The 20,847-nt window shown below is 50.0% G+C and carries 13 protein-coding genes; 7 read left to right on the top strand and 6 right to left on the bottom strand.

The genetic code is table 11. From position 1 onward, the window contains the following. Nucleotides 1–6 precede the first annotated feature (6 nt). The 6 genes from MKQ68_RS18710 to MKQ68_RS18685 form a co-directional block, all read right to left on the bottom strand. Nucleotides 7–1,461: a Gfo/Idh/MocA family protein gene (locus tag MKQ68_RS18710; RefSeq protein ID WP_264280442.1), complete on the bottom strand. Its 1,455-nt coding sequence runs from the start codon at nt 1,459–1,461 to the stop codon at nt 7–9. A 238-nt stretch (nt 1,462–1,699) separates the two neighbouring features. Then, nucleotides 1,700–2,992 carry an IPT/TIG domain-containing protein gene (locus MKQ68_RS18705; RefSeq protein ID WP_264280441.1) on the bottom strand — a complete coding sequence of 431 codons (1,293 nt, stop codon included), beginning with the start codon at nt 2,990–2,992 and terminating at the stop codon, nt 1,700–1,702. Nucleotides 2,993–3,019: 27 nt separating this feature from the next. Further along, complete coding sequence (locus MKQ68_RS18700) at nt 3,020–4,855, bottom strand: RagB/SusD family nutrient uptake outer membrane protein (protein ID WP_264280440.1); 1,836 nt, start codon at nt 4,853–4,855, stop codon at nt 3,020–3,022. Nucleotides 4,856–4,882: 27 nt separating this feature from the next. Next, the gene (locus MKQ68_RS18695; protein WP_264280439.1) at nt 4,883–8,305 is read right to left on the bottom strand and encodes a TonB-dependent receptor; all 3,423 of its coding nucleotides are present in this window, start codon (nt 8,303–8,305) and stop codon (nt 4,883–4,885) included. Nucleotides 8,306–8,418: 113 nt separating this feature from the next. Continuing rightward, nucleotides 8,419–9,540 (bottom strand): FecR domain-containing protein, encoded by a 1,122-nt coding sequence (locus MKQ68_RS18690; RefSeq protein WP_264280438.1) that lies wholly within the window; start codon nt 9,538–9,540, stop codon nt 8,419–8,421. Nucleotides 9,541–9,586: 46 nt separating this feature from the next. Beyond that, entirely contained in the window at nt 9,587–10,120 is a 534-nt protein-coding gene (locus tag MKQ68_RS18685; RefSeq protein ID WP_264280437.1) for an RNA polymerase sigma factor, read from the bottom strand. A 228-nt stretch (nt 10,121–10,348) separates the two neighbouring features. On the opposite strand from MKQ68_RS18685, the gene MKQ68_RS18680 reads away from it, so the two are divergent. The 7 genes from MKQ68_RS18680 (at nt 10,349) to MKQ68_RS18650 (ending at nt 20,734) form a co-directional block, all read left to right on the top strand. Then, entirely contained in the window at nt 10,349–10,942 is a 594-nt protein-coding gene (locus tag MKQ68_RS18680) for an RNA polymerase sigma factor (protein ID WP_264280436.1), read from the top strand. 143 nt (nt 10,943–11,085) lie between these two features. Then, complete coding sequence (locus tag MKQ68_RS18675) at nt 11,086–12,123, top strand: FecR domain-containing protein (protein ID WP_264280435.1); 1,038 nt, start codon at nt 11,086–11,088, stop codon at nt 12,121–12,123. Nucleotides 12,124–12,299: 176 nt separating this feature from the next. Continuing rightward, the gene (locus MKQ68_RS18670) at nt 12,300–15,791 is read left to right on the top strand and encodes a SusC/RagA family TonB-linked outer membrane protein (protein ID WP_264280434.1); all 3,492 of its coding nucleotides are present in this window, start codon (nt 12,300–12,302) and stop codon (nt 15,789–15,791) included. A gap of 11 nt (nt 15,792–15,802) precedes the next feature. Beyond that, entirely contained in the window at nt 15,803–17,278 is a 1,476-nt protein-coding gene (locus MKQ68_RS18665) for a RagB/SusD family nutrient uptake outer membrane protein (protein ID WP_264280433.1), read from the top strand. A gap of 14 nt (nt 17,279–17,292) precedes the next feature. Then, nucleotides 17,293–18,138, top strand: a complete 846-nt coding sequence (locus MKQ68_RS18660; protein WP_264280432.1) for a DUF4843 domain-containing protein — start codon at nt 17,293–17,295, stop codon at nt 18,136–18,138. Between the two features lie 18 nt (nt 18,139–18,156). Then, nucleotides 18,157–19,566, top strand: a complete 1,410-nt coding sequence (locus MKQ68_RS18655) for a PKD-like family lipoprotein (RefSeq protein WP_244842354.1) — start codon at nt 18,157–18,159, stop codon at nt 19,564–19,566. Nucleotides 19,567–19,594: 28 nt separating this feature from the next. Beyond that, entirely contained in the window at nt 19,595–20,734 is a 1,140-nt protein-coding gene (locus MKQ68_RS18650) for a TlpA disulfide reductase family protein (protein WP_264280431.1), read from the top strand. The last annotated feature ends 113 nt before the right edge of the window (nt 20,735–20,847 follow it).

Genomic DNA, 20,847 nt, shown 5'->3' with positions numbered 1-20,847 from the left:
TAGATGCTAATTTTCTTTGTTGAGTGATATCACGGCTGTATTGCCGCCACCACGCAGACTGAGGTCCACAGGTTTGTTCAGTTTCCAGGAGCCGCCCGTAAAATCAGGCACGTCGATGGAGTTGGAACGGTGGGTGACAGACCAGGTAGTAAGCGGCGTGATGGCGCTCCAGCAGGCGAGGTCGTATACATCAATGTCTAACGGCAGGCCGTTGCGCAAACAGTCGATCATGCGCCAGTCCATGATGAAGTCCATGCCGCCGTGGCCGCCGATCACCCTGGCCGCTTCCGCTACGTGCTTTACCACTTCAGGTGTGTATTTTTCTTCCAGTTCTTTTACTTTATCTGCTTCCAGGAAGTAGTGCCCGAAAGCGATCTTGCCCGGTTCAGGATATTTCTGCGCGTAACCTTTCGTGCCGCTTAATACGTGCAGGCGGCTGTACGGTCTTGGGGTAGATACATCATGCTGGATCATGATCGTTTTGCCCTTATTCGTTTTCACGACGGAAGTATTCATGTTGCCGCGATAGTGTTTGCCAGCGAATTGCTGGTAGTACGGATCGCCGCCCGCAGCCAGCTTTTCAGCCAATGGTTCCATCATAAAGTCGTTGGTGGACATAGAAGTGAGGTACTCCATTTTATCGCCCCGGTTGATGTTCATCGCTTGCGCCACGGGGCCCAGGCCGTGTGTAGGATAAAGATTGCCGTTTTTCAGGTTCTCCTTCCAGCGCCAGCCTGGCGCATCGTCGGCATTACGCGGTTTATGGAAAAAGCCGTCGAGCAGCGTGTGTATGTAAGCGCCTTCGCCGTGCACGATCTCACCCATCAGTCCTTGTTGCGCCATGTTGATGGTGAGTGTTTCGAAGAAGTCATAGCAGCAGTTTTCGAGTTGCATACAATGTTTCTTCGTTCGCTCGGAGGTTTCCACCAGTTTCCAGCAGTCTTCAAGTGTAATGGCGCCGGGCACCTCGAGTGCTACGTGTTTGCCATGCTCCATGGCGTAGATAGCGATGTTCGCGTGCCATTCCCAGGGAGTTGCGATGTACACCAGGTCGATGTTCGGGTTTTCGCAAAGCTTTTTGTAAGCGTTTACGTCGCCGAAGTATTCTGTCGCTGCGGGACGGCCTTTGGCTTTGAGCGACGCCTGTTTGCCTTTTACTGCCACCTCGCGGGTGTCGCACAGGGCGACGATCTCCGCGTTCTTAATGTTCATCATTCGCTCAACGGCCCAGCCGCCACGGTTGCCGATGCCTACGTAACCGATGCGTACGACGGGCAGCTTAGGTGCTGCATAGCCACACATATTAAATAGTTGTTTGTGATGCTTGCTTCTGCGCGCACTCTCCTGCACGGCTTCGTTCAATGCGCCTGCAGAGGCGTATCCGAACATGTTGCCCAGTAACAGTCCCCCGGTGCCTGCGGCCGCCTTTTTCAGAAAGCCACGACGATTGTTATATTGCATAGTATGAGTTTTTCCAAGTTGAGGTGAGGGTAGTTGACGGGTGCCTTTGCCGATAAGTGTACCACCGTTGCGCGGCTGCCCGTCAATGTCTTTACTGCCATTTACTTGCGCAGCAATAAACACCCCGCCGGTTTTCGCAGGCGATGCCGGCTGCAGGTGCGGGTCGGGTAGCTGTTCATAGTCCCGGAGTACATTGTGGTGAAAGGTGGACGGTGGCAGTAGCCACCGCCCATTAATATTATTCAGAGATGATTTTACGAACGCGGTTGTTGTGTTTGTCGATTACGTACACTACGCCGTTTTTGTCGACGCCTACACCTGTTGGTGCGGAGAAGGAAGCTACTTCGCCAATGCCATTCACATAACCCTGTGTGCTGCCGCCTGCGAGGGTGCTCACTTTCCAGGTGTTAGCCTCTATAAAACGGATGCTCTGGTCTGCATTGCTGGCCAGACCGTCGGTAGTGCCGTTGCCGGCCACGTATATATTACCCTGGTTGTCAACTGCCAGTCCCCATGGATAAGCGAAACGCGCGGTAGGGCCGGGGCCGTTGATGTATCCCGCCTCGTTTTCTTTACCGGCGATTACTTCGCCTTTCCAGGTAGTAGTGTTATAGCGGTACACTACGGAGGTGCCGTGGCCGCTGATAAACAGGCTGCCTTTATTATCGAAAGCCATGCCGCAGGGATACACCAGGCCGCTGATTACAGGAGTAGAGTTACCGTTTTCCAGTTTGTATACAGTGCCGTTAAAGTCACAGCTGATATAGTAAACAGATTTGGTCGTTCTGTCGTACGCTACGGCCCACGGTGCCTGTGTGCCCCAGCCGAGCGTAACGGCGGTGCCATCCGGACTGATCTTACGAATATCCCAGTTGCCCGGGTCGGCTACGTATACGTTGCCTTCTTCGTCAACCGCAGTGGAGTAAGGTAAGCTGAACATCGCATCTGACCCTCTACCGTCTGCATATCCGCTCGCTGTCGGTTTGCCCGCCAGTAATGTTACGTTACCATCCGGATCGATTTTGCGGATGCAATGGTTGCCCGGGTCGGCTACATAAATATTCAGGTTGTCATCTATGGAAATACCCAGGCTCCTGTACCAGGTTGCGCCGCTGAAGTTGAACAGTGCAAGGTCTCCTTTCCCATTATTGTAACCGGCTGCGGCTGCGCCTGCGAGGGTGCTCACGGTACGGGTAAAGATGTAGTTGTACGTGGCTGTACTGGTAACGGTGTTGCTGCCGATCTTCACCGTGACAGGGCCGGAGCCGCACTTCTTTGGCACAACGGCCATGATCTGCTCGGTGTTGGCGCCGGTAAGTACAAGTCTGTTGCCGTTAATGGTCACTTCGATTTCAGAAGTGTCCGAAGAGAAGTTAGTGCCCGTAATGAGGATGGATGTACCGCCGTCTCCCTCACCGGGAGTAAAGCTGGTAATGGTCATTGGTTGTGATGCGTTGTGTCCTAATTCTTCTTTAGAACAGCCAAGCAGCAACACATTGGCCAATATGCTGAACAAAAATATTTTGCGCATGCTGATGAATTGATTTGTGAACAGATGTTATTTCCAGCCTGGGTTTTGTGTCAACGCCCTGTTGCGTTCAATGTCGCCCTGGTGAATTGGGAAGAGGTACATTTTGTTTTCCCAGTGACGCTTCTGGAACAGGGTGCGTTTGTACAAACCGGTGAATGCAAAGCCCTGACCATTATCATTGGCGTTTACATCCAGGCAGTAAATGTTCAGGTTGGCGTCTTTGCCGGACAGCAGCCTGCGGGTAAGCGTGAAGTAGCGATCAGATTCGAAGCACAGTTCCACTTGTCTTTCTTTTAAGATGTGTTTGCGCATTTCTTCTTTGTTGCCAACTGCTCCGGGATACAGCGTTTCTATGCCTGGCAGGCCCGCACGGGTGCGCACCATGTTCAGGTAAGTAACGATGTCGCCGTTAGCAGGGTCATATTCGTTCAGTGCTTCCGCATAGTCGAGCAGTATTTCGGCATAGCGTAAAAAGATCCATGGGCCGTGATAGGCTACCTGGTCGGTACGGATGTTATCGTTCGCGCTGATCCGCTTCAACGGCAGGTAGCCGGTAATGTTGCCACTGTTGTTGGCCTGACCTGCTTTGCCGGAAAAGTAAAATTCTGTACGGCCCCTGCCATCTGCGTTAGCAGGTGAAGAATAGAAGTTTTTATCATCGACGGTAGGCGCGGGAACGGTAGGCCGGCCATTGTAAAGGATGTTGGCGTAGAAACGTGGTTCGCGGTTGGCGTACATGTTCCAGTCACCAGCCTTATGACTCCAGGTAGTCGTGCCATTACTTTGCGCAAAGCCTGTTTCAACATAACCGGAGGTAGGGTCGCTGATGTCTTTGCCGTTAGCCATCGCAAATGCATCTACGAGGTTTTGTGTCGGGTTGTACATGCCGTAGCCGCCCGGGCCGGGAGAAGCACATTTAGTGAAGCCCCAGGTCCACCAGTTCAGGTTAGCGAAAATGATCTCATCATTCCAGTTAGTCAGGAACAGATCGCGAACAGACAAGTAGGGATCGAAGGTAGTGCCACCGTTATCGAGGTTAGTAAACAGTTTGAAATACTTACCGTCAATTACCGTTTTGGCCCGGTCTGCCGCCACTTTCCAACGGTTCGCGTCGAAGGTGGTGCTTGCAAGGGGCGTACCATCCGGGTTCTTAAAGTCAGCAAAAGCAGGGTTGCCATTCCATAATTCGCTGGCGGCAAGCATGCCCGTTTTTACTTTGATCGCTAAACAGCTGCCCCTGGTCGGTCTGCCGTAGTTGCTGGCCGCGTCCCACTTAGGAGGTAAGTCAACCATTGCCTGGTCCATCAGGTGATCGATGTAAGCAACACAGGTGTCGAACGGTGCGCGGGGGTATTGATGAAAGTCCGCATCGCGGGCAATGAGGCCGTCTACTTTCACGAACGGACCGTATTGACGAAGGAGCATCCAGTACATAAATCCACGCAGGAAGCGGCTTTCCGCCTTGTATTGCGCCTTCAGTTCCATACTCAGTTGAGAGTTTGGCACTTTATCAATGTTCTGTTCAAATACGATCGATTTGCGGATGCCTGCATAATAGCCTGGCCATGTATAGAAGTAGCCGCTCGCAGCGTTCCAGTTGCCATTGGCCATTTGCCTTACGTCCGTTGTATTGTAACAAACCGATGACTCGTCAGACCCGCCGGCGCTTGCCCAGTCGTCGCCGTTGGTGTTGGCGATGTAGCTATAAATATTATGCAGATAGCCTTCGGCATTCGCCCGGGTTTGCCAAATCTGATCTTCGGTGAGCAGGTTGTCGGGCTTTTGATCGAGGTAGTGGCAGGAGGTGAGTCCGGCGCCGGCCGCGAGTGCCCATATCGTAAGAATTATTTTCTGCGTATTCATCCCTTTAATTTTTTAGATGGTCCTGTATTAGAACTGCGCGCGCAGGCCTACTGTCACTGTTTTGGAATATGGATACCTCGCACCTACGTTACCCAGTTCCGGGTCCCATAATTTGAACTTCGAAAAGGTAAGCAGGTTAGTACCCGCTGCATATAAGTGCAGGCTGGTTATTCCTTTCTTCTTCATTTGCGGAGTAACGATCATGTAGCCGATAGATGCTTGTTTCAGGCGCATAAAGCTGCCGTCTTTTAGCCACCAGGTACTGTTTACGTAGTTGTTGTCGGTAGTATTGGTTTGCGTCAGTCGTGGATAATCTACGTTCTGGCTCGGATTGTCTTCCGTCCAGCGGCTTTTGACGTTGCTTAACATCGCGGCAGGGTATTGACCGATGCCGGTAAAGGGTACGATACCTACGCCAGCTGCAGTGCCATCGTTCATGTTGATGTCATTACCGTTAGCCATGATGCCCACATCTGCTACGCCAGAGAAGAGTGCGGAAAGATCAAAGCGGCGCCATCCAAGGTTAATGCCATATCCATAAGACCACAGCGGGAAGCGTGATTTGCCAAGATAGGTCTGGTCGTTGGTATTAATGATATTGTCGTTGTTAAGGTCCGCGTATTTAATGTCGCCGGGTTTAACAGGGCGCAACTGGTCGGGACTTTTGTCGATATCGCCCTGGTCGGTGAACAGGCCAATGGCTTTATAACCAAAAAACTCCTGGAACTGGGTGCCTTCGAATTGCTGATACTCAAACAACAATTTTGGATAGTCAGCATAAAGTATTTTGTTCTTTGCATAAGTAACATTGCCGAATAAACGAAGTGTCCAGTCTTTTCCATACCGATCATTATACTCGATGGAGCCATCGATGCCGCGGTTGCGCATTTCACCCATGTTGGCAAACACAGCGAGGCCGTTGTAACCTGCAATGGGCGAGATAGAATTACGGTTGATCAGGATGCCGCTACGCTGGTCCTGGAAAATATCCGCTACAACGTTAATCTTACCCCAAAGGCCTAGTTCCAGGCCAAAGTTTGTTTTGTTCGACTTTTCCCATGTCAGGTTCTGTGTGCCCAATACAGATTCGGAAACACCAGGAACTGCCAGGGGAGAATATCCAAACCAGGCACCATTTCCGCCACCAATGTAGGTGAGGTATCCGAAACGCTGATCAGATATCTGGTCGTTACCTGTAACACCCCACGAAGCCCGCACTTTCAGCAAGGAAATTGTAGAGGAAAGGTATTTAAAGAAGTCTTCTTTGGAAATTACCCAGCCGGCCGACATGGCCGGAAAGTATCCCCAGCGATTACCTTTCTCAAAGTTTTCCGACCCGGTAGCGCCAACGTTCACCTCTGCCAGGTATTTATCTTTATAGTTATAGGTGAATCTTGCTGCGGTACTCTGGTTACGGTAAGGAATGGCGCTTTTGAGGTCGGAGGTTGAACCCCGCAGGCGGTTACGCATAGAACCCACGAGCAAGGCGCCAACAGTGTGCTCGCCAAAAGCCCGGTCGTAGTTAATGTTGCCTTCCAGGTACATCACGCGTTCGCCCAGGGAACTGGAGGAGTAGTCGAGGTAGGTGGCGCCGTTACGAACGCGTTCCAAGATGAGGCCTCCCTCCGTATCGCGCGAACCTGCAAACCAGAGATCATTTGGGCCAGAGCGACGGTTGTTAAATTCTGCGTAGCTGTCGAACGAAAAACGACCGGTAGCACTCAGTCCTTTCAGTACATGATCTAGGCGCTGGTTAAGGGACAGGATGGATTGAACGGATGGTTTAAACTCCGTCGCATAACCGGCGTTCTGCACCATGTTGAAAGGATTATTGCCACCATTGTTACGCGGGCCGGCCCATTGGTTATTGCCATAGCTGATGGGGAAGGCAACCGGGTTGGTCGCAAAAGCATTGTACCAGATGGATGGTCCTGAATGCCCGGGGTAGCGGCTGTTAACCAGCATCGCGGCCAGATTCAGGGAGAGTAAGGTTGTTTTGGTAATATTAAGATCGATATTAGACCTGAAGTCGTATCGTTTAAAGTTTAGGTTTGGGTTGTAATTGTTCACATCCTTATCCACTTTGTACTGGCCTTCCTGGTCGTAGAACGACATGGATACATAATAACGCATCGCTTCCCCGCCACCGCTGATATTAACGTTTGCATTGGTCATCGAAGCCCAGTCCTTGTAGATCGCATCTATCCAGTTTACATTGGGATAAAGGTAGGGGTCGAGGCCGCTGGCAGTTTTGGCGATCAGCTCGTCGGAATAGGCCACAGGTAAACCATCGTTTGCCCGGGCTTCGTTCAGCAGCTGCATGTAGCTCACGCCATCCAGCATTTTAGGGAGTTTGGTAAGGCCTGTTACGCCGGATTCCACCTTGGCAGATATTTTAGGTTTGCCGGCAACCCCCTTTTTTGTGGTAATGATCAACACGCCGTTAGCGCCTTTAGCACCGAAGATGGCGGTAGCCGATGCATCTTTCAATAAAGAGATGCTGGCAATGTCTTCCGCATCAATGTTGTTAAAAGCGCCGCCGAAAGAGCTGTTCACGTCATCGCGTTGTACACCGTCTACCACAATCAGCGGGCTGGCGCTACCGGTAAAGGTGCCTACACCACGAATCGTGAATTGCGGATTGTCATAACCCGGTTCGCCGCCTGCAGTTTGCATAGAGATCACACCGGCTACTTTGCCCGCCAGCGCGTTGGACAGCGAACGTACCGGGGTTTGCATGTCCTGCATGTTCACAGTCGCTACCGAACCGGTTACGGTTACTTTCTTTTGCGCACCAAATCCCACGATCACTACTTCGGACAGGTCGTCCACTTTTTCGCTTAGGGAGATCTTAAGGGTGCGGGCGTTGCTCACTACCACCTGCTCCGGGTTCATGCCCATCATGGCCAGGTTTAGCACCTCGCCTTTGCTGGCAGTAATGGAGAAGATGCCCAGTTCATCTGTTACAGCGCCCCGGCTCGTGCCGGCTACGGTAACAGTTACACCTGGCAGCGGATTGCCTTTAACATCCATCACCTGGCCTTTCACCGTTTCCGAAGTCGCGGCAACGGCGGGCGTAGTTTGCGTGGGAGCGGGCAGGGGCGCATCTTTTTTGTCCAGCACGATGCGGTTACTTTTTACATCGAACCGGATGTTGCGGTCTTTTAACACGTAGTCCAACACTTCCTGCAGCTGTGCCTTTTTAAAGTTGATGCTGATCTTTTGCGCATCGTCCAGTAGCTGGTTGTTGTAAACGAGGGTAAATCCCGTTTGTTTTTTAATGGCCTGGAATACTTCCAGTAAGGAGATGTTTTTGCCCGAAACAGTCACCGGCGCCTGTAAGGAGGGCGCTTTTACCTGTGCATAGGCTGGTTGGAGGCACAAGGCGAGCAACAGGGCATACAATACCCGTCGCAAAGCCGGCCGGCAATTGCGCATACAATTTAGCATGTGGAAGATTCTTTTAAAACGTTATACTATTCTGTAGCATTTTGGTTGATAATGCCCTTTCAGCATAACTACAGTGAACTTGCGAAGGTGGGTGACAGCAGATGAAACTTTTTTTATTGCAGCCAGAGTTCTTTGCTCTCCAGCCGGTAGTTTACACGGGCGGTGGTTTTCAGGTCGGATAGAAATTCAGCAAGCTTGTCTCTCTCCATTAACCCGGTTACCGCTACGCCTGCATATTTGGTTCTATCAAGATGGATGGTGATGCCGTAAAAGCGGGAGGCTACCGTCGCCAGGTCTGCCAGCGGGCATTGGTGATAATAATAGATGCCGTTTAGCCAGGCCAGTACTTCTTCTTCATCGAAACTACCGGTAGAAAATCCTTTAGCCGTGGAAAAGTTTGCGGCCTGTCCCGGCTGCAACTGCACCTGCTGCTGGCCCCTGCGCGTAATCACGCTGCCTTCTACCAGGGACGTGCTGACCGTACCGGGATGATAAGTATTGATGTTAAAAGAGGTGCCCAGCACTTGTACTTCCGTAAGCGGTGTGCTTACGAGGAAAGGTTGCGCAGCATTTTTAGCGACTTTGAAATAGGCCTCGCCTTCCACATATACCTTTCTGGCGCCTATACCGAAATGGAAAGGGAAAGTGAGTTTAGTGGCGGCGTTCAGGCGCACTTCGGTACCGTCGGACAGTACCAGTTTATAGTTTTCACCTGCCGGTACCAGCAGGGTATTGGTCGTCGTATCTTCTGAGGAATAAGCGAGTGCGCCCTGTTGTGTGTTAAGTGTAACGTTGCCGAGTGTGATGGTCCGCTGGCTGCTGTCGTTCAGGGTAAGCGTTTCTCCGTTAGCGAGTTGCAGGCGAACGGGTTGTTTATCGGCCCTGATATGGGCCAGGCCGGAAGGTTGCGTCGCCTGTGGTCGCAACCATAACAACCACACGGCCGATCCTGCCAATAACAATAAAGCCGCCGCTGCGGCCACCCGCCAGATCGGGAATACTTTGCGGGCAGGGGTGATTTGTTGTTTTACTGATTGCAATGCGGCCGGAGCGCTTACCCGATCCGCAAATTGTTGTACGCCCATCGCTTCGCCCCGGGCCGCCAGTTCCTGCCAGGCTGCTTTAAAGGAAGGATTGTGCGCCAATTGTTCCGTCACATAAGCGGTTTCCTCGGCCGACAGCATGCCGGCGAGGTGTTGCATATAAAGGTGAAAAATCTGTTCCTGTTGTTCCATTTATAACTGTACTACAACTTTTTTGACCGAATGGGTGAACGCAATACTATTTTTTCATGATCTCCCTCAACATTTTCAGTCCGCGCTTGAGGTGTGTTTTGAAAGAATTGACACTTACCCCCATTTCATCCGCCGCCTCCTTGTAGCGTTTACCTTCCATATATACCAGGTGTACCGCCACCTTCTTCTGCCCCTCCATATCGTTCAGTGTGTGTTGCAGTTTCCGGTGGTAGTCCGGCCCGGCGTCTTCAGGTGGAGCGTCGGAGCTGTCCTGCAAAAGGCCGTAGGCTTCCTGCTTTTCGGCTTGTGATTGCTGTTTTTTAAGGTGATTCAGGCAGCGGTTTTTTACGGCAGTATGCAGGTAGCCCTTAAGGTCGCCGCTAAACTGGTGATAGAGCTGCTTTTCCCATATGTCGATAAAAAAGCCCTGTACGAGATCCTCAGCTTCCTGTTCATTTTGCAGGAACCAGTAGGCATTGATACAGAGTAGTTTATAGTATTTGAGGAATAATGCATCGTACGCCGAAACGTCGCCTTCTTTGAGCCGTTGGATCAGATCAGTATCCTGGTATTGATGCATTAAATGGCGCTTTTTATAACGGTGGTGGTTGTGTAACGACGCTTGCTGTAGGCGGTCCGCATCCGCAGTGAACATTCGGCGATTAAGGTAGGGATAAAAATTTATTTTTCCGCTTATTCCGGCAGGTTCGGCCCAGAAGTTGGATACTAACCAACGTGTTGCTATCTTTAGACAAGTTTGAACAGCAATTCTGTAAATAGAACAAATCAAAATTTAAATCCGGACGAGTTGTACGGCAACCTGAATGATAAAGCGCTTTGGACCAAGGTAATTGAAGGTGATAAGGAAGCCCTTGCTTTCATCTACAATCGTTATTTCCATTCCCTTTTTAATTATGGTGCCCGGTTTAACCCGGACGAAAGCCTCGTGAAAGACTGTATTCACGACCTTTTCGTGAGCATCTGGCTGGGTAGGGAGCGGTTATCTGTAACAGATAATATTAAGTACTACCTTATGGCCAGCCTCAAGCGCAGGATTTCGGCCCACTCGCAAAAAGGTACGCTGCAACGGTTATTTGATAATGATACTGCCCCCGGTCAGCATACCGGTTCGCATGAAGAGGAAATGATCGGCCGCCAGGCCGACCTGGAGCGCCGGCAGAAGCTGGCCAAAGTGATGGAGAAGTTGCCCAAACGCCAGCAGGAAATTCTCTACCTCCGCTACTACGAAGGTTTCGATACCAAACAAACCGCCGAACTGATGTCGCTCAGCGTAAATTCCACTTACGTGTTACTTTCCAAAGCCCTTAATTACCTGAAAAAGAACAGCGACCAGCTGCTTTTGCTGGCCGGTATCCTGTTGTACCTGGCGCTAAGCCGGTAACATTCATTGCCTGGTTAATCCCACCGCCAACTTTGTACGCTACGAACTGCTTCATTTTGAATGAATTAGAAAAAAGTTAAAAATAGTTGGAAAAACACGATAAGAAATCAATCATTTCTCTCTTTGTATAGATAAGTATCAAAATGACGCCAAAGGACTATTCCATCGAAGAAATTTTAGAGCATCCATCTTTTCGCCTATGGGTGTTAGAGCAGGACGAAGCCGCCACCTCCTATTGGGAGCAGTGGATGAGCGACCATCCGGCCCTTCGGGTGCGTGTGATGCAGGCCCGGGAAGTGTTGCTGCTGATAGGTAAGCAGGGCGTCCAGGCAAAAACGGGTGATGCGTCGGAGGTATGGCAACGTATCAGCCACAGCATCGATAGCGGGAACGGTCATATTCCGGCAGAACTGTCGGTGGCCCGTAAGGGTTTCCGCCGCGCTTATGCCTACGCTGCCGTTATTGCGGTCGTGATCGTAGCTGCCTTTGCTGCATTTATCTTTTATCCGGCAGGGAAAAGTACTTTCTCTACCGCGATGGGAGAAATGAAAACGGTGGTATTGCCCGATAGTTCGGTGGTGCGACTCAACGTAAATTCCAGCATCAGTTATGGTAAAAACTGGGATGGCCAATCCGACCGCGAGGTATGGATCAATGGCGAAGCTTTTTTTACCGTGATGCATAAAAATAATAACCAGCACTTTTTAGTACATACCAATGATGTGGATATACAAGTGGTGGGCACCGAGTTTAACGTAAATACAAGGCGTGTAAAAACGCAGGTGGTGCTGAATACGGGCGTGGTTAAACTCACCCTTAACGGCGATAAAGTGCCGGCATCACATCAAACAACACCTATTACCATGAAACCGGGCGATATGATCGTTTACTCCGCCGCTACTGCGGAACTGGCGACCAAACGCGTAAACCCGGAAGAATATTCATCCTGGCGCACCAATGTGCTTAACTTTCATGACACACCGATCGCGGAAGTCATCAAAACACTGCACGATAATATGGGCGTTACTATTAACCTGCAAGACACGGCCCTCAACGGGCAAACTTTTACGGGCAGCATTCCGATGGATAACATCGGTGTGTTCTTTAAAACATTAGCGAGATCATTCGAGATTAAAATCAGTAAAACAGGGGAAGATACTTACGAGATCAGCCAGCAATAGGAGTTAAAAACAGCATTCAGTCAATTAGGGACTTTCGGGAAAAAAATTCTGCAATATGTGCGGACGGGCTATGCCTTGTCTGCAACTAACAAAATGTTTCGGTGATTATTAAGTTCAATGCAAAGATGACTTATCGTAACAACTGTAAAAAAGACAACCAACCTAAATCTAAAGCTATGGCAGAATTTAACGCCGGCTGTGTAAAAGGAGGGATCGCCCTCGCCCTGCTGTTGCAGCTGGGAACTTACACCACGGCTCAGGCACACGACTATGTGCCGGCAGAGTTTTTCTGGCAAAAGGACGTTGCCATGAACTTTAAACAGGGGCCGCCGCTGCGTAATGTGCTCGCCGATATGGAGCAACGTTACAAAGTGAAGATCAATTATGTGGGCAACACGGTAAACGGCATCAGCGCCAAAGCGCCCGCCGCTAAAGCTGCTTCCGTTAAACTGATCGACTACCTGAACAAGTTCCTGGAACCACTGGGCCTCGAAGCCGAACAAGCCGCCTCCGACCACTACATTATCTACAAGAAAGAAAAGACATCAACTGCCACGCCAGCGAACAACCCGCAGCGTGCCAACGACATTTCACCGGTAGGAGCTAATGCGCCAACCGCTATTTCCGCGCCAGATCACGTAGTGCAGCAGGTAAAAGTATTTAACGTATCCGGTACCGTTACCGATGCTTCCGGCAGTGCCATCCCGGGCGCCTCCGTTTTCATTAAAGGTACCAGCACGGGTATGACCACCAACAATGAGGGTAAATACATGCTGAGCAACGTTCGCGAAAACGCCATCGTGGTGTTTCGTATGATCGGCTACAAACAACAGGAGTTTACTATCACCGCCAGCAGGGTCATCAACGTAAAACTGGAGAATGATATCCAGTCCATGAAAGACGTGGTGATCACCGGCTACCAGAAGATCGATAAAAATAACTATACAGGTTCTGCCATCACCATTACCGGTGAGGAGCTGAAACGCTTCAATAGCCAGAACATCCTGCAAAGTATCCAGTCGTTCGACCCTTCGTTCAAACTGCTGGAAAACAACCTGGCCGGTTCTAACCCGAACCAGCTGCCGAATATTAACATGCGTGGTTCTACCGCATTGCCTACCGGCACCGGTGTTGAATTGAGCCGTAACCAGATGGCCACGGTAACCAATATGCCGATGTTCATGCTGGATGGCTACCAGGTAGGTATACAAACCATCTGGGACCTGGACATTAACCGTATCGCTTCCGTAACAATGCTGAAAGATGCCGCCGCTACTGCGGTTTACGGCTCCCGCGCGTCGAACGGCGTACTGGTGTTTATCACCAAAGCCCCACCGGAAGGTGAACTGCAGGTATTCTATAACTACGAAATGAACCTGAACACGCCAGACCTTACACAGTATAAAGTGCTGAACGCAAAGGATAAGCTGGAGTACGAAAAGCTGGCAGGTTTGTATACGGAGAACGGGGTCGATAATTCAGACGATCTGCAGGCGCGTTACTATGCAAAATACAAGAACGTACTGGCCGGTGTAAACACCTACTGGTTAGCGCAGCCGATTTCGAACGACCTCGGACATAAACACTCGCTCTCCGTACAAGGCGGTTCTAAAACGATCCGTTACGGTGTAGATGCACGTTACCAAACCAATAAAGGCGTAATGCAAGGTTCCGGCCGCGAACGTTACAGCCTGGGTACGCAGCTCTCTTATAACCTGGATCAGAACCGGGTGATGTTCCGCAATAGCTTCACCATCTCGCAGGTAAAGGGCACCGAGTCGCCTTATGGTTCTTTTTCCAACTTCGTGAATGCGAACCCATATTACCCGATGCGTGACTCCCTGGGCCGCCTGATCCGCGAAGTGGACAAATGGAATTTCCGCGATGCGTCAAATGGTAACGCTGCCGCCACTTCTACCACGCTTAACCCGCTGTGGGAAGGTCAGACAGGTAACTTCCATAACATCGAATACCTCGAGTTTATCGATAACTTCTCCGCAGAGTATAATATTAATACTTCGCTGAAGCTGATGGGAAACATCAGTCTAACGAAACGTACTACCGAGACGAACAAGTTCGCATCACCGATGAGTAACCAGTTCTTCAACGATCCGCTGGACAGGATACTGGACCGTGGTCAGTACAACTTCGAAGCGTTGAATGAAACACAGGTAGATGGTAACCTCACGTTGAACTATAACAAACAGGTTGCGAAACATGCATTTAACGTGGCTGTGGGTACGAGCATGCAAATGCGCAAAAACGATTTTAAGTCTGTGGAGGCCATCGGTTTCACCAACGACCGTTTTACGAGCATTAACTTCGCCCGCAGGTATGCTGAGAAGTCACCGGGCGGTAACAGATCAGAGGAGCGGCTGGCCGGCTGGTTCGGTACCATTAACTACTCTTATGAAAACCGCTTCCTGATGGATGCGACCATTCGTACAGACGGCTCCTCCAAGTTCGGTTCAGAATCCAGGATGGCTACGTTCTGGTCGTATGGTATGGGCTGGAACCTGCATAACGAGGCGTTTCTCCGTAACACTTTTGTAAGCCAGTTTAAACTGCGCGCTACGACAGGTCTTACCGGCGACGTAAACTTCCCTGCTTACCTGTCCAATACTACTTACTCTTACTATAGTGGCGACTGGTACTCTACCGGTGTAGGTGCTGTGTTTACCGCTTTTGGTAACAATGCGCTGAAATGGCAACGTACCAATAACTACGACCTCGGTGCGGAAATCGGCCTGTTCAAAGACAGGGTCTATTTTTCTCCCCGTTACTATTATAAGCACACCAAAGACCTGCTGGCCGACGTAAATACGCCGCCATCCACCGGTTTTGGTTCTTATAAAGAGAATATGGGTGAAATGGTGAACGAAGGCTGGGAGGCAAACTTACGCGCCAACGTAATCCGCCGCAAAAACTTCTCCGTAAACCTGAATGCTAACTTTACGCACAACCGTAACGAAATCACGAAAATCTCCGACGCGCTCAAAGCTTACAACGAAGACGTTGACAAGCAGCAGAACGAAAAAGACGAACTGAAATCAATCCCGTTACTGCGCTATAAAGAAGGTGAATCTGTTTACACTTATTACGCCGTAAGGTCTTTGGGCATCGATCCGGAGAACGGCCGCGAAGTATATCTCACCCTGGACGGTAAACGGACTTATGATTATGATGTACGTAACACCGTAGCGGTAGGTAACTCTACCCCATTCCTGGACGGTTACTTCGGTGGTAACGTGGTATTGGGCAACTTTATGCTGGAAGTAAGCTTCTATACGAAGTTCGGCGGCGACTATTACAACCAGACACTGGTGGACCGTGTGGAGAATGCGAACCCATGGTATAACGTTGACAGCCGCGCGCTGACGCAGCGTTGGAAAAAACCTGGTGATGTGGTGTTTTATAAAGACATCGCGAACAGGGACCTTACGCGTACCAGCTCCCGCTTCATCCAGGACGAAAACAGGGTAGAGCTTAAATCGGTGTTCCTTTCTTACGATGCGCCGGCAAGTTTCTATTCCCGCCTGAAAGTAAAGAGCCTGCGTTGCTCCATTACGATGAACGATCTGGCCTACTGGTCCACGATCAAAGCAGAAAGAGGAATTGACTATCCTTTCGCAAGGAACTTCATTTTCTCATTATCCACCAGGTTCTAAAAAGATTATTGATGAAAAAGTATTTAATCCTCATAATAGCAGCGGCAGCCACGCTCAGTTCCTGCAAAAAGTGGCTGGACGTAAGACCGGAGTCGGAAGTGGAACAGGACGTGCTGTTCAGCAAAGAAGATGGTTTTAAGGATGCCGTTAACGGTCTTTACAGCCGTGCGGTGATTGATAACCTGTATGGCCGCGATCTCACCATCGCGCTGCCGGAAGTACTGGCACAGAATTATACCCATGGCGCCCGGGATGCATGGACTTATCGCCAAACCAGCCTGTTTAATTACAGAGACGCTACCTTCATCGGCTATCGCGATCAGATATGGTTAGGCTTATATAATATCGTGGCGAACAGTAACATCATTCTTTCTTATGCTGATAAAAAGAAAGATGTGTTTACACCCGCCACTTATGCGATGGTAAAAGGGGAGGCGCTCGCCTACCGTGCTTACTGCCACTTCGATGCGCTGCGCCTGTTCGCACCATCCTACCTCGCGGGTGCCAATGAGCCAGGTGTGCCTTACTCAACAGTGTTTTCCAACAAAGTACCAAAGTTGTATTCAGTTAAAGGTGTGATCGACTCTGTGATGCTCGACCTGGAAACAGCACGTACGCTGCTGGCAGAATACGATCCGATCAGATCGCCGGGTTATAAAGTAGGTTATGACTTCGCTACCGATTCCTCTACCGAAGCACGCGACAACCAGCTGTTTACGCAAAACCGTCGTCATCGGTTGAACTACTATGCGGTAACCGCACTCATGGCCCGTGTAGCACTGTACAAAGGTGATAAGGCAAACGCACTTAAATATGCACAGGAAATTATCGACTCCCAAAAGTTCCCATGGACGGTGAAAGCCGATTTTGTGAATGCAGACGAACAAAAAAGGGATCGCATCATGTACAAAGAAGTGATTTTCGGCTTGTATGCTCCGGGATACCTGAATGATCGCATCAATGATCTGCTTCGCCGGGGCGAAGATCAAAGTTTAACCTTATCACCCTCCGAAAGCCGCACTATTTATGAAACCGGCGGTGCAGGTGGCGACGATAACCGTTATAAACAATGGTTCAGCGAACAGTCAGGCTCCGCAGGTTCTTACATGCGCCTGGAAAAATACAAACGGGTGGATAATCCGAACAGGCATCCTTTGCTGATTCCCTGCATCCGCCTCAGCGAAATGTACTACATCGCGGCAGAATGTACGTTTGATACCGATGCCGAAAAGGCCTGGGGTTACTTCAACACGGTGCGCTTCAACCGTGGTATCGGTGTAGAATTAAACTATCCGTCCAAAGAACAATTTATGGACGAGCTGATGAAAGAAGCACGTAAGGAGTTTTACGGTGAAGGCCAGATATGGTATATGTACAAACGCCTGAACGTAAACTACCCCGGCCAGAGCGGTAACGTGATTACCGCCAGCAGGCAGAAGTTCGTACTTCCTTTCCCTGACGATGAAATAGCATACGGTAACCGGTAAAAATATTTAATAAGATGAAACATCTTTTGAAACTGGCCTTAATCTGCACTGTACTGTTTTGCGCCTGCGAAAAGGCAGCCCAGGAAATGACGTACGATGCACCCGATAACATATATTTCGATTTCCTGAACAGGAACACGAATGTCCGTACCGACAGCGTGTCGTTTTCTTTCGCGTTGTTCCCGGAAAAGGGCTCCGACACGATCTGGCTGCCGGTGAGAATTTCCGGTAACCGCGACTCGGTTGACCGCAAGTTTAAACTCGGCGTGATCGACTCCGCTACTACTGCAATAGCCGGTACACACTACGAAGCATTGAAAAGTGACTACATACTGCCCGCCGACTCTGGTACGCAACAGGTGCCGATCATCCTGCTCAATACCGATCCTGCGTTGAAGACCGGCAGTGTAAGGCTGAAGTTGAAACTGGTCGCTTCCGACGACTTCGCCCCTAACGTGAAGGGATGGGATACTGCAAAAGTGATTTTCTCTAACCAACTTTTGAAACCCTCCTGGTGGGATGCCTGGGGCGGTATGCTGGGCGGTTACTCCCGTATCAAACATGAACTGTTCTTTATAAGCACTAAGGCAACCAAATTGCCCGACTCGCCTGCCGAATGGGAACAGATCCCGCGTGTGCTTACGTTTGGTCGTATTTTAGGCGGCTTCCTCCGCGACCCGCAACTGTGGATCGATGGTCACAAAGATGAAGGATACACGCTGGAAACGATCAATAGTACTACGAAGGAGTTCTACAACGTAGGTAACCCTGCCACCAGGTACACCTTCAGGCTGAATGCCAGCGATAACAACTATTATTTTATCGACGAATCGGGTAACAGGATTATCCCGCAGATGTAATCAACCAAATCATTTTGCATGAAGAATTTATTTGTATACATAGCAGCAGGCGTCGCACTTTTTCTTACATCCTGCTCACGCGATCTGGGCGACTATGATTATAAAGACGTACCCGATCCTATCGTGGAACAATTGACGGATAGTACCTTTCAGGCGTTGGTAGGCGATAGCCTTATTATCACGCCCGTGGTAAAGCTGGCCTCCGGGAAGACTAACTACTCCATCCTTTGGAAGGTCCTGGTAGGCGACGAAATGAGGTCTTATGAGTATGAAGGTAAATCACTTCGTACGGTATTCGGTTTCGGCTCTAAATACTATCCCGGTTTAATGATCCTGACCGATAGCAGCACCGGTATGAAGTACTTCTATAAATTCGGGATTCAGGGTAATACGGAGTTCACCAAAGGTGTACTGGTCTTGAGCGAAAGTGCTGATAAGTCACATTTCTCTTTCGTTAAAACGGACGGTAGTGTGCAGGCGGACCTATATAAAGCGATGCATGGCGAAGACTTGCCAGCCGGCGCACAACAGATACTGGTAATGCGCAGCCTTTATAATAACAACGGCTCGGTATCTAACTACTGGCTTACGACTAAAAATGGCGGTGTGCAGCTGAATGTAAATACGCTTGCACGTGTACGTTACCTGTCACAGTTTTTCTTCACCACGCCCACCAGTATTTCTAACGGAAAGTATAAAGTGCTGAACGATGGAACGCTCATGGCGGTGATCAATAACCTGGTATGGTTTGGCGCGTTTGAAACCGCTCCTACTGCCAGCACCTTCGGCTTCTTTGGCGCACCGGTAAACGGCCGTTACAACGTAGGACCTCAGCTGATCGAGAATATGACGGAAGCACAGTCTTACATCCTTGGCTTCGATAACACGCGTAGAGCATTCGTACGCTTCGCCGGCAGGTCTTATGTAGATACGACTTACACCGTGCGCGATTCGCTCTTCAATCCAAAAGACCTGAAGATGAGCATGATCCACATGGAGCGTTTCTCCGATGAAGACTTATACGCTTTCGTGGACAGTGCGGGTCAAAAAGTAAAAGAACTTTACTTCAGCCTCAACTTTACCAACAGCGACCAATTCCGCGCCCGTAAAATTCGCACCTCTCCGCTGAATGGCTACATCAAGCCGAACACCGTATGGTCAAAGGGTATTGAGAAAGACTTCTACTTCAGCTCTGAAGGTAAGGTGTATCGCTACAACCCGCTGAACGACGAAATAAGGGCCTTAAACTATGACTTCGGCGGTAAAGAAATTACGATGATCAAAGTACAGAACAACGGCGACCTGATGCTCGTTGGTGTACAAGGCGAAGTTGTTTACCTCGATGTAAGCACAGGCCGTAACGGTGCATTTATCAAGAAAATAGAAGGCATTCCCGGTAGTCCGAGAGATGTGGTGATCCGCGAGTAGAACAGTGCAAAACTTAATTGAGAGATAGATGAAAAGATTAGTGATAACGGCATTATGCGCAGCGCCCTTAATGGCTTTTGCACAGGGCGGGGCATATGTGATCAAAGGAAAAATCGGGAAGCTGAACGCACCTGCGAAAGTGTACCTGGATAAACGCGAAGACGGCAATAATACGCTCGACTCCGTAGTGTTAAAGGATGGCGCGTTTACGTTTAAAGGCAACGTACGTCAACCACTGCTCGCCATGATGGTACTTGACCATACCGGCGAAGGAATGGGACAGGGCATGATGAACATGGACCGCCACCTGCTGTACCTCGAGAAGGGAAACATTTCGGTGGTAGGACAGGAGAAGCTGGAAGCTGCAAAGATTACGTCTCCGGCTAATAAAGAGTATGACCGTTACAAAGCGTTCATCTCCCCGTTCGACTCGGCTATGGCAGGCATCAACCGCGACTTCAACGCGGTGCCCGATGAGCAGAAAGGAGAGGAAGCGTTCCGTAAACAACTGGATACCCGTTTCCGCGCAGCGATCAATGAAAAAAAAGCCTTGCAGGAGCAGTTCATCAAAGCAAACCCGAAATCTTTCTTCAGCATCGTAGCATTAAAAGAACTGTCGGTGATGAATAACATGGACATGCATGTGATTGAACCACTGTTCAACGGCCTGAGCGACGAACTGCGCATGACCGTTGCGGGCCGGGAGTTTGCAGAGTCTATGAATAAGGAAAAAGCGTTGGTAGAAGGTAAGCAGGCGCCGGATTTTACACAGAACGATGTGAACGACAAGCCTGTCAAGCTCTCTGACTTTCGCGGTAAGTACATCCTGCTCGACTTCTGGGCCAGCTGGTGTGGCCCTTGCCGCCAGGAGAACCCGCACGTGGTAAAGGCGTTCAACGCATTTAAAGACCGCAACTTTACGGTACTGAGTGTATCGCTCGATAAGGAAGGCAACAAAGCTGCCTGGCTTAAAGCGATCGAACAAGACGGTATAGGGGAGTGGACGCACGTGTCTGACCTCAAGTACTGGAACAACGACGTGGCCCGTATGTACGGCGTTCGCGGCGTGCCAACGAACTACCTGATCGATCCTGCCGGTAAAATAATTGCTAAGAACCTCCGCGGTGCGGAGCTGGAAAAGAAACTTTCCGAGGTGATCGCCAATTAAGCTTAACGACAAATCATCGCAAAAGTGACCAACCAGTAAAGATTAATCGCCTCATCCCTTTGTCGGGAAACCCAGAGAAGCCTTGCAGCCTAAGCTGCGGGGCTTTTCTCTTA

Source organism: Chitinophaga horti (assembly GCF_022867795.2).
Classification (GTDB): Bacteria; Bacteroidota; Bacteroidia; order Chitinophagales; family Chitinophagaceae; genus Chitinophaga; species Chitinophaga horti.
The sequence above is the reverse complement of the archived record's forward strand: the minus strand, read 5'-3'. Positions and strand labels throughout refer to the sequence as shown.

Bases quoted from the DNA above. Each gene is read 5' to 3' on its own strand.
- MKQ68_RS18700 (WP_264280440.1), bottom strand. From the start codon at position 4,855: ATGAATACGCAGAAAATAATTCTTACGATATGGGCACTCGCGGCCGGC.
- MKQ68_RS18695 (WP_264280439.1), bottom strand. From the start codon at position 8,305: ATGCTAAATTGTATGCGCAATTGCCGGCCGGCTTTGCGACGGGTATTG.
- MKQ68_RS18660 (WP_264280432.1), top strand. From the start codon at position 17,293: ATGAAACATCTTTTGAAACTGGCCTTAATCTGCACTGTACTGTTTTGC.
- MKQ68_RS18710 (WP_264280442.1), bottom strand. From the start codon at position 1,461: ATGCAATATAACAATCGTCGTGGCTTTCTGAAAAAGGCGGCCGCAGGC.
- MKQ68_RS18650 (WP_264280431.1), top strand. From the start codon at position 19,595: ATGAAAAGATTAGTGATAACGGCATTATGCGCAGCGCCCTTAATGGCT.
- MKQ68_RS18690 (WP_264280438.1), bottom strand. From the start codon at position 9,540: ATGGAACAACAGGAACAGATTTTTCACCTTTATATGCAACACCTCGCC.
- MKQ68_RS18670 (WP_264280434.1), top strand. From the start codon at position 12,300: ATGGCAGAATTTAACGCCGGCTGTGTAAAAGGAGGGATCGCCCTCGCC.
- MKQ68_RS18705 (WP_264280441.1), bottom strand. From the start codon at position 2,992: ATGCGCAAAATATTTTTGTTCAGCATATTGGCCAATGTGTTGCTGCTT.
- MKQ68_RS18665 (WP_264280433.1), top strand. From the start codon at position 15,803: ATGAAAAAGTATTTAATCCTCATAATAGCAGCGGCAGCCACGCTCAGT.
- MKQ68_RS18655 (WP_244842354.1), top strand. From the start codon at position 18,157: ATGAAGAATTTATTTGTATACATAGCAGCAGGCGTCGCACTTTTTCTT.
- MKQ68_RS18675 (WP_264280435.1), top strand. From the start codon at position 11,086: ATGACGCCAAAGGACTATTCCATCGAAGAAATTTTAGAGCATCCATCT.
- MKQ68_RS18685 (WP_264280437.1), bottom strand. From the start codon at position 10,120: ATGCATCAATACCAGGATACTGATCTGATCCAACGGCTCAAAGAAGGC.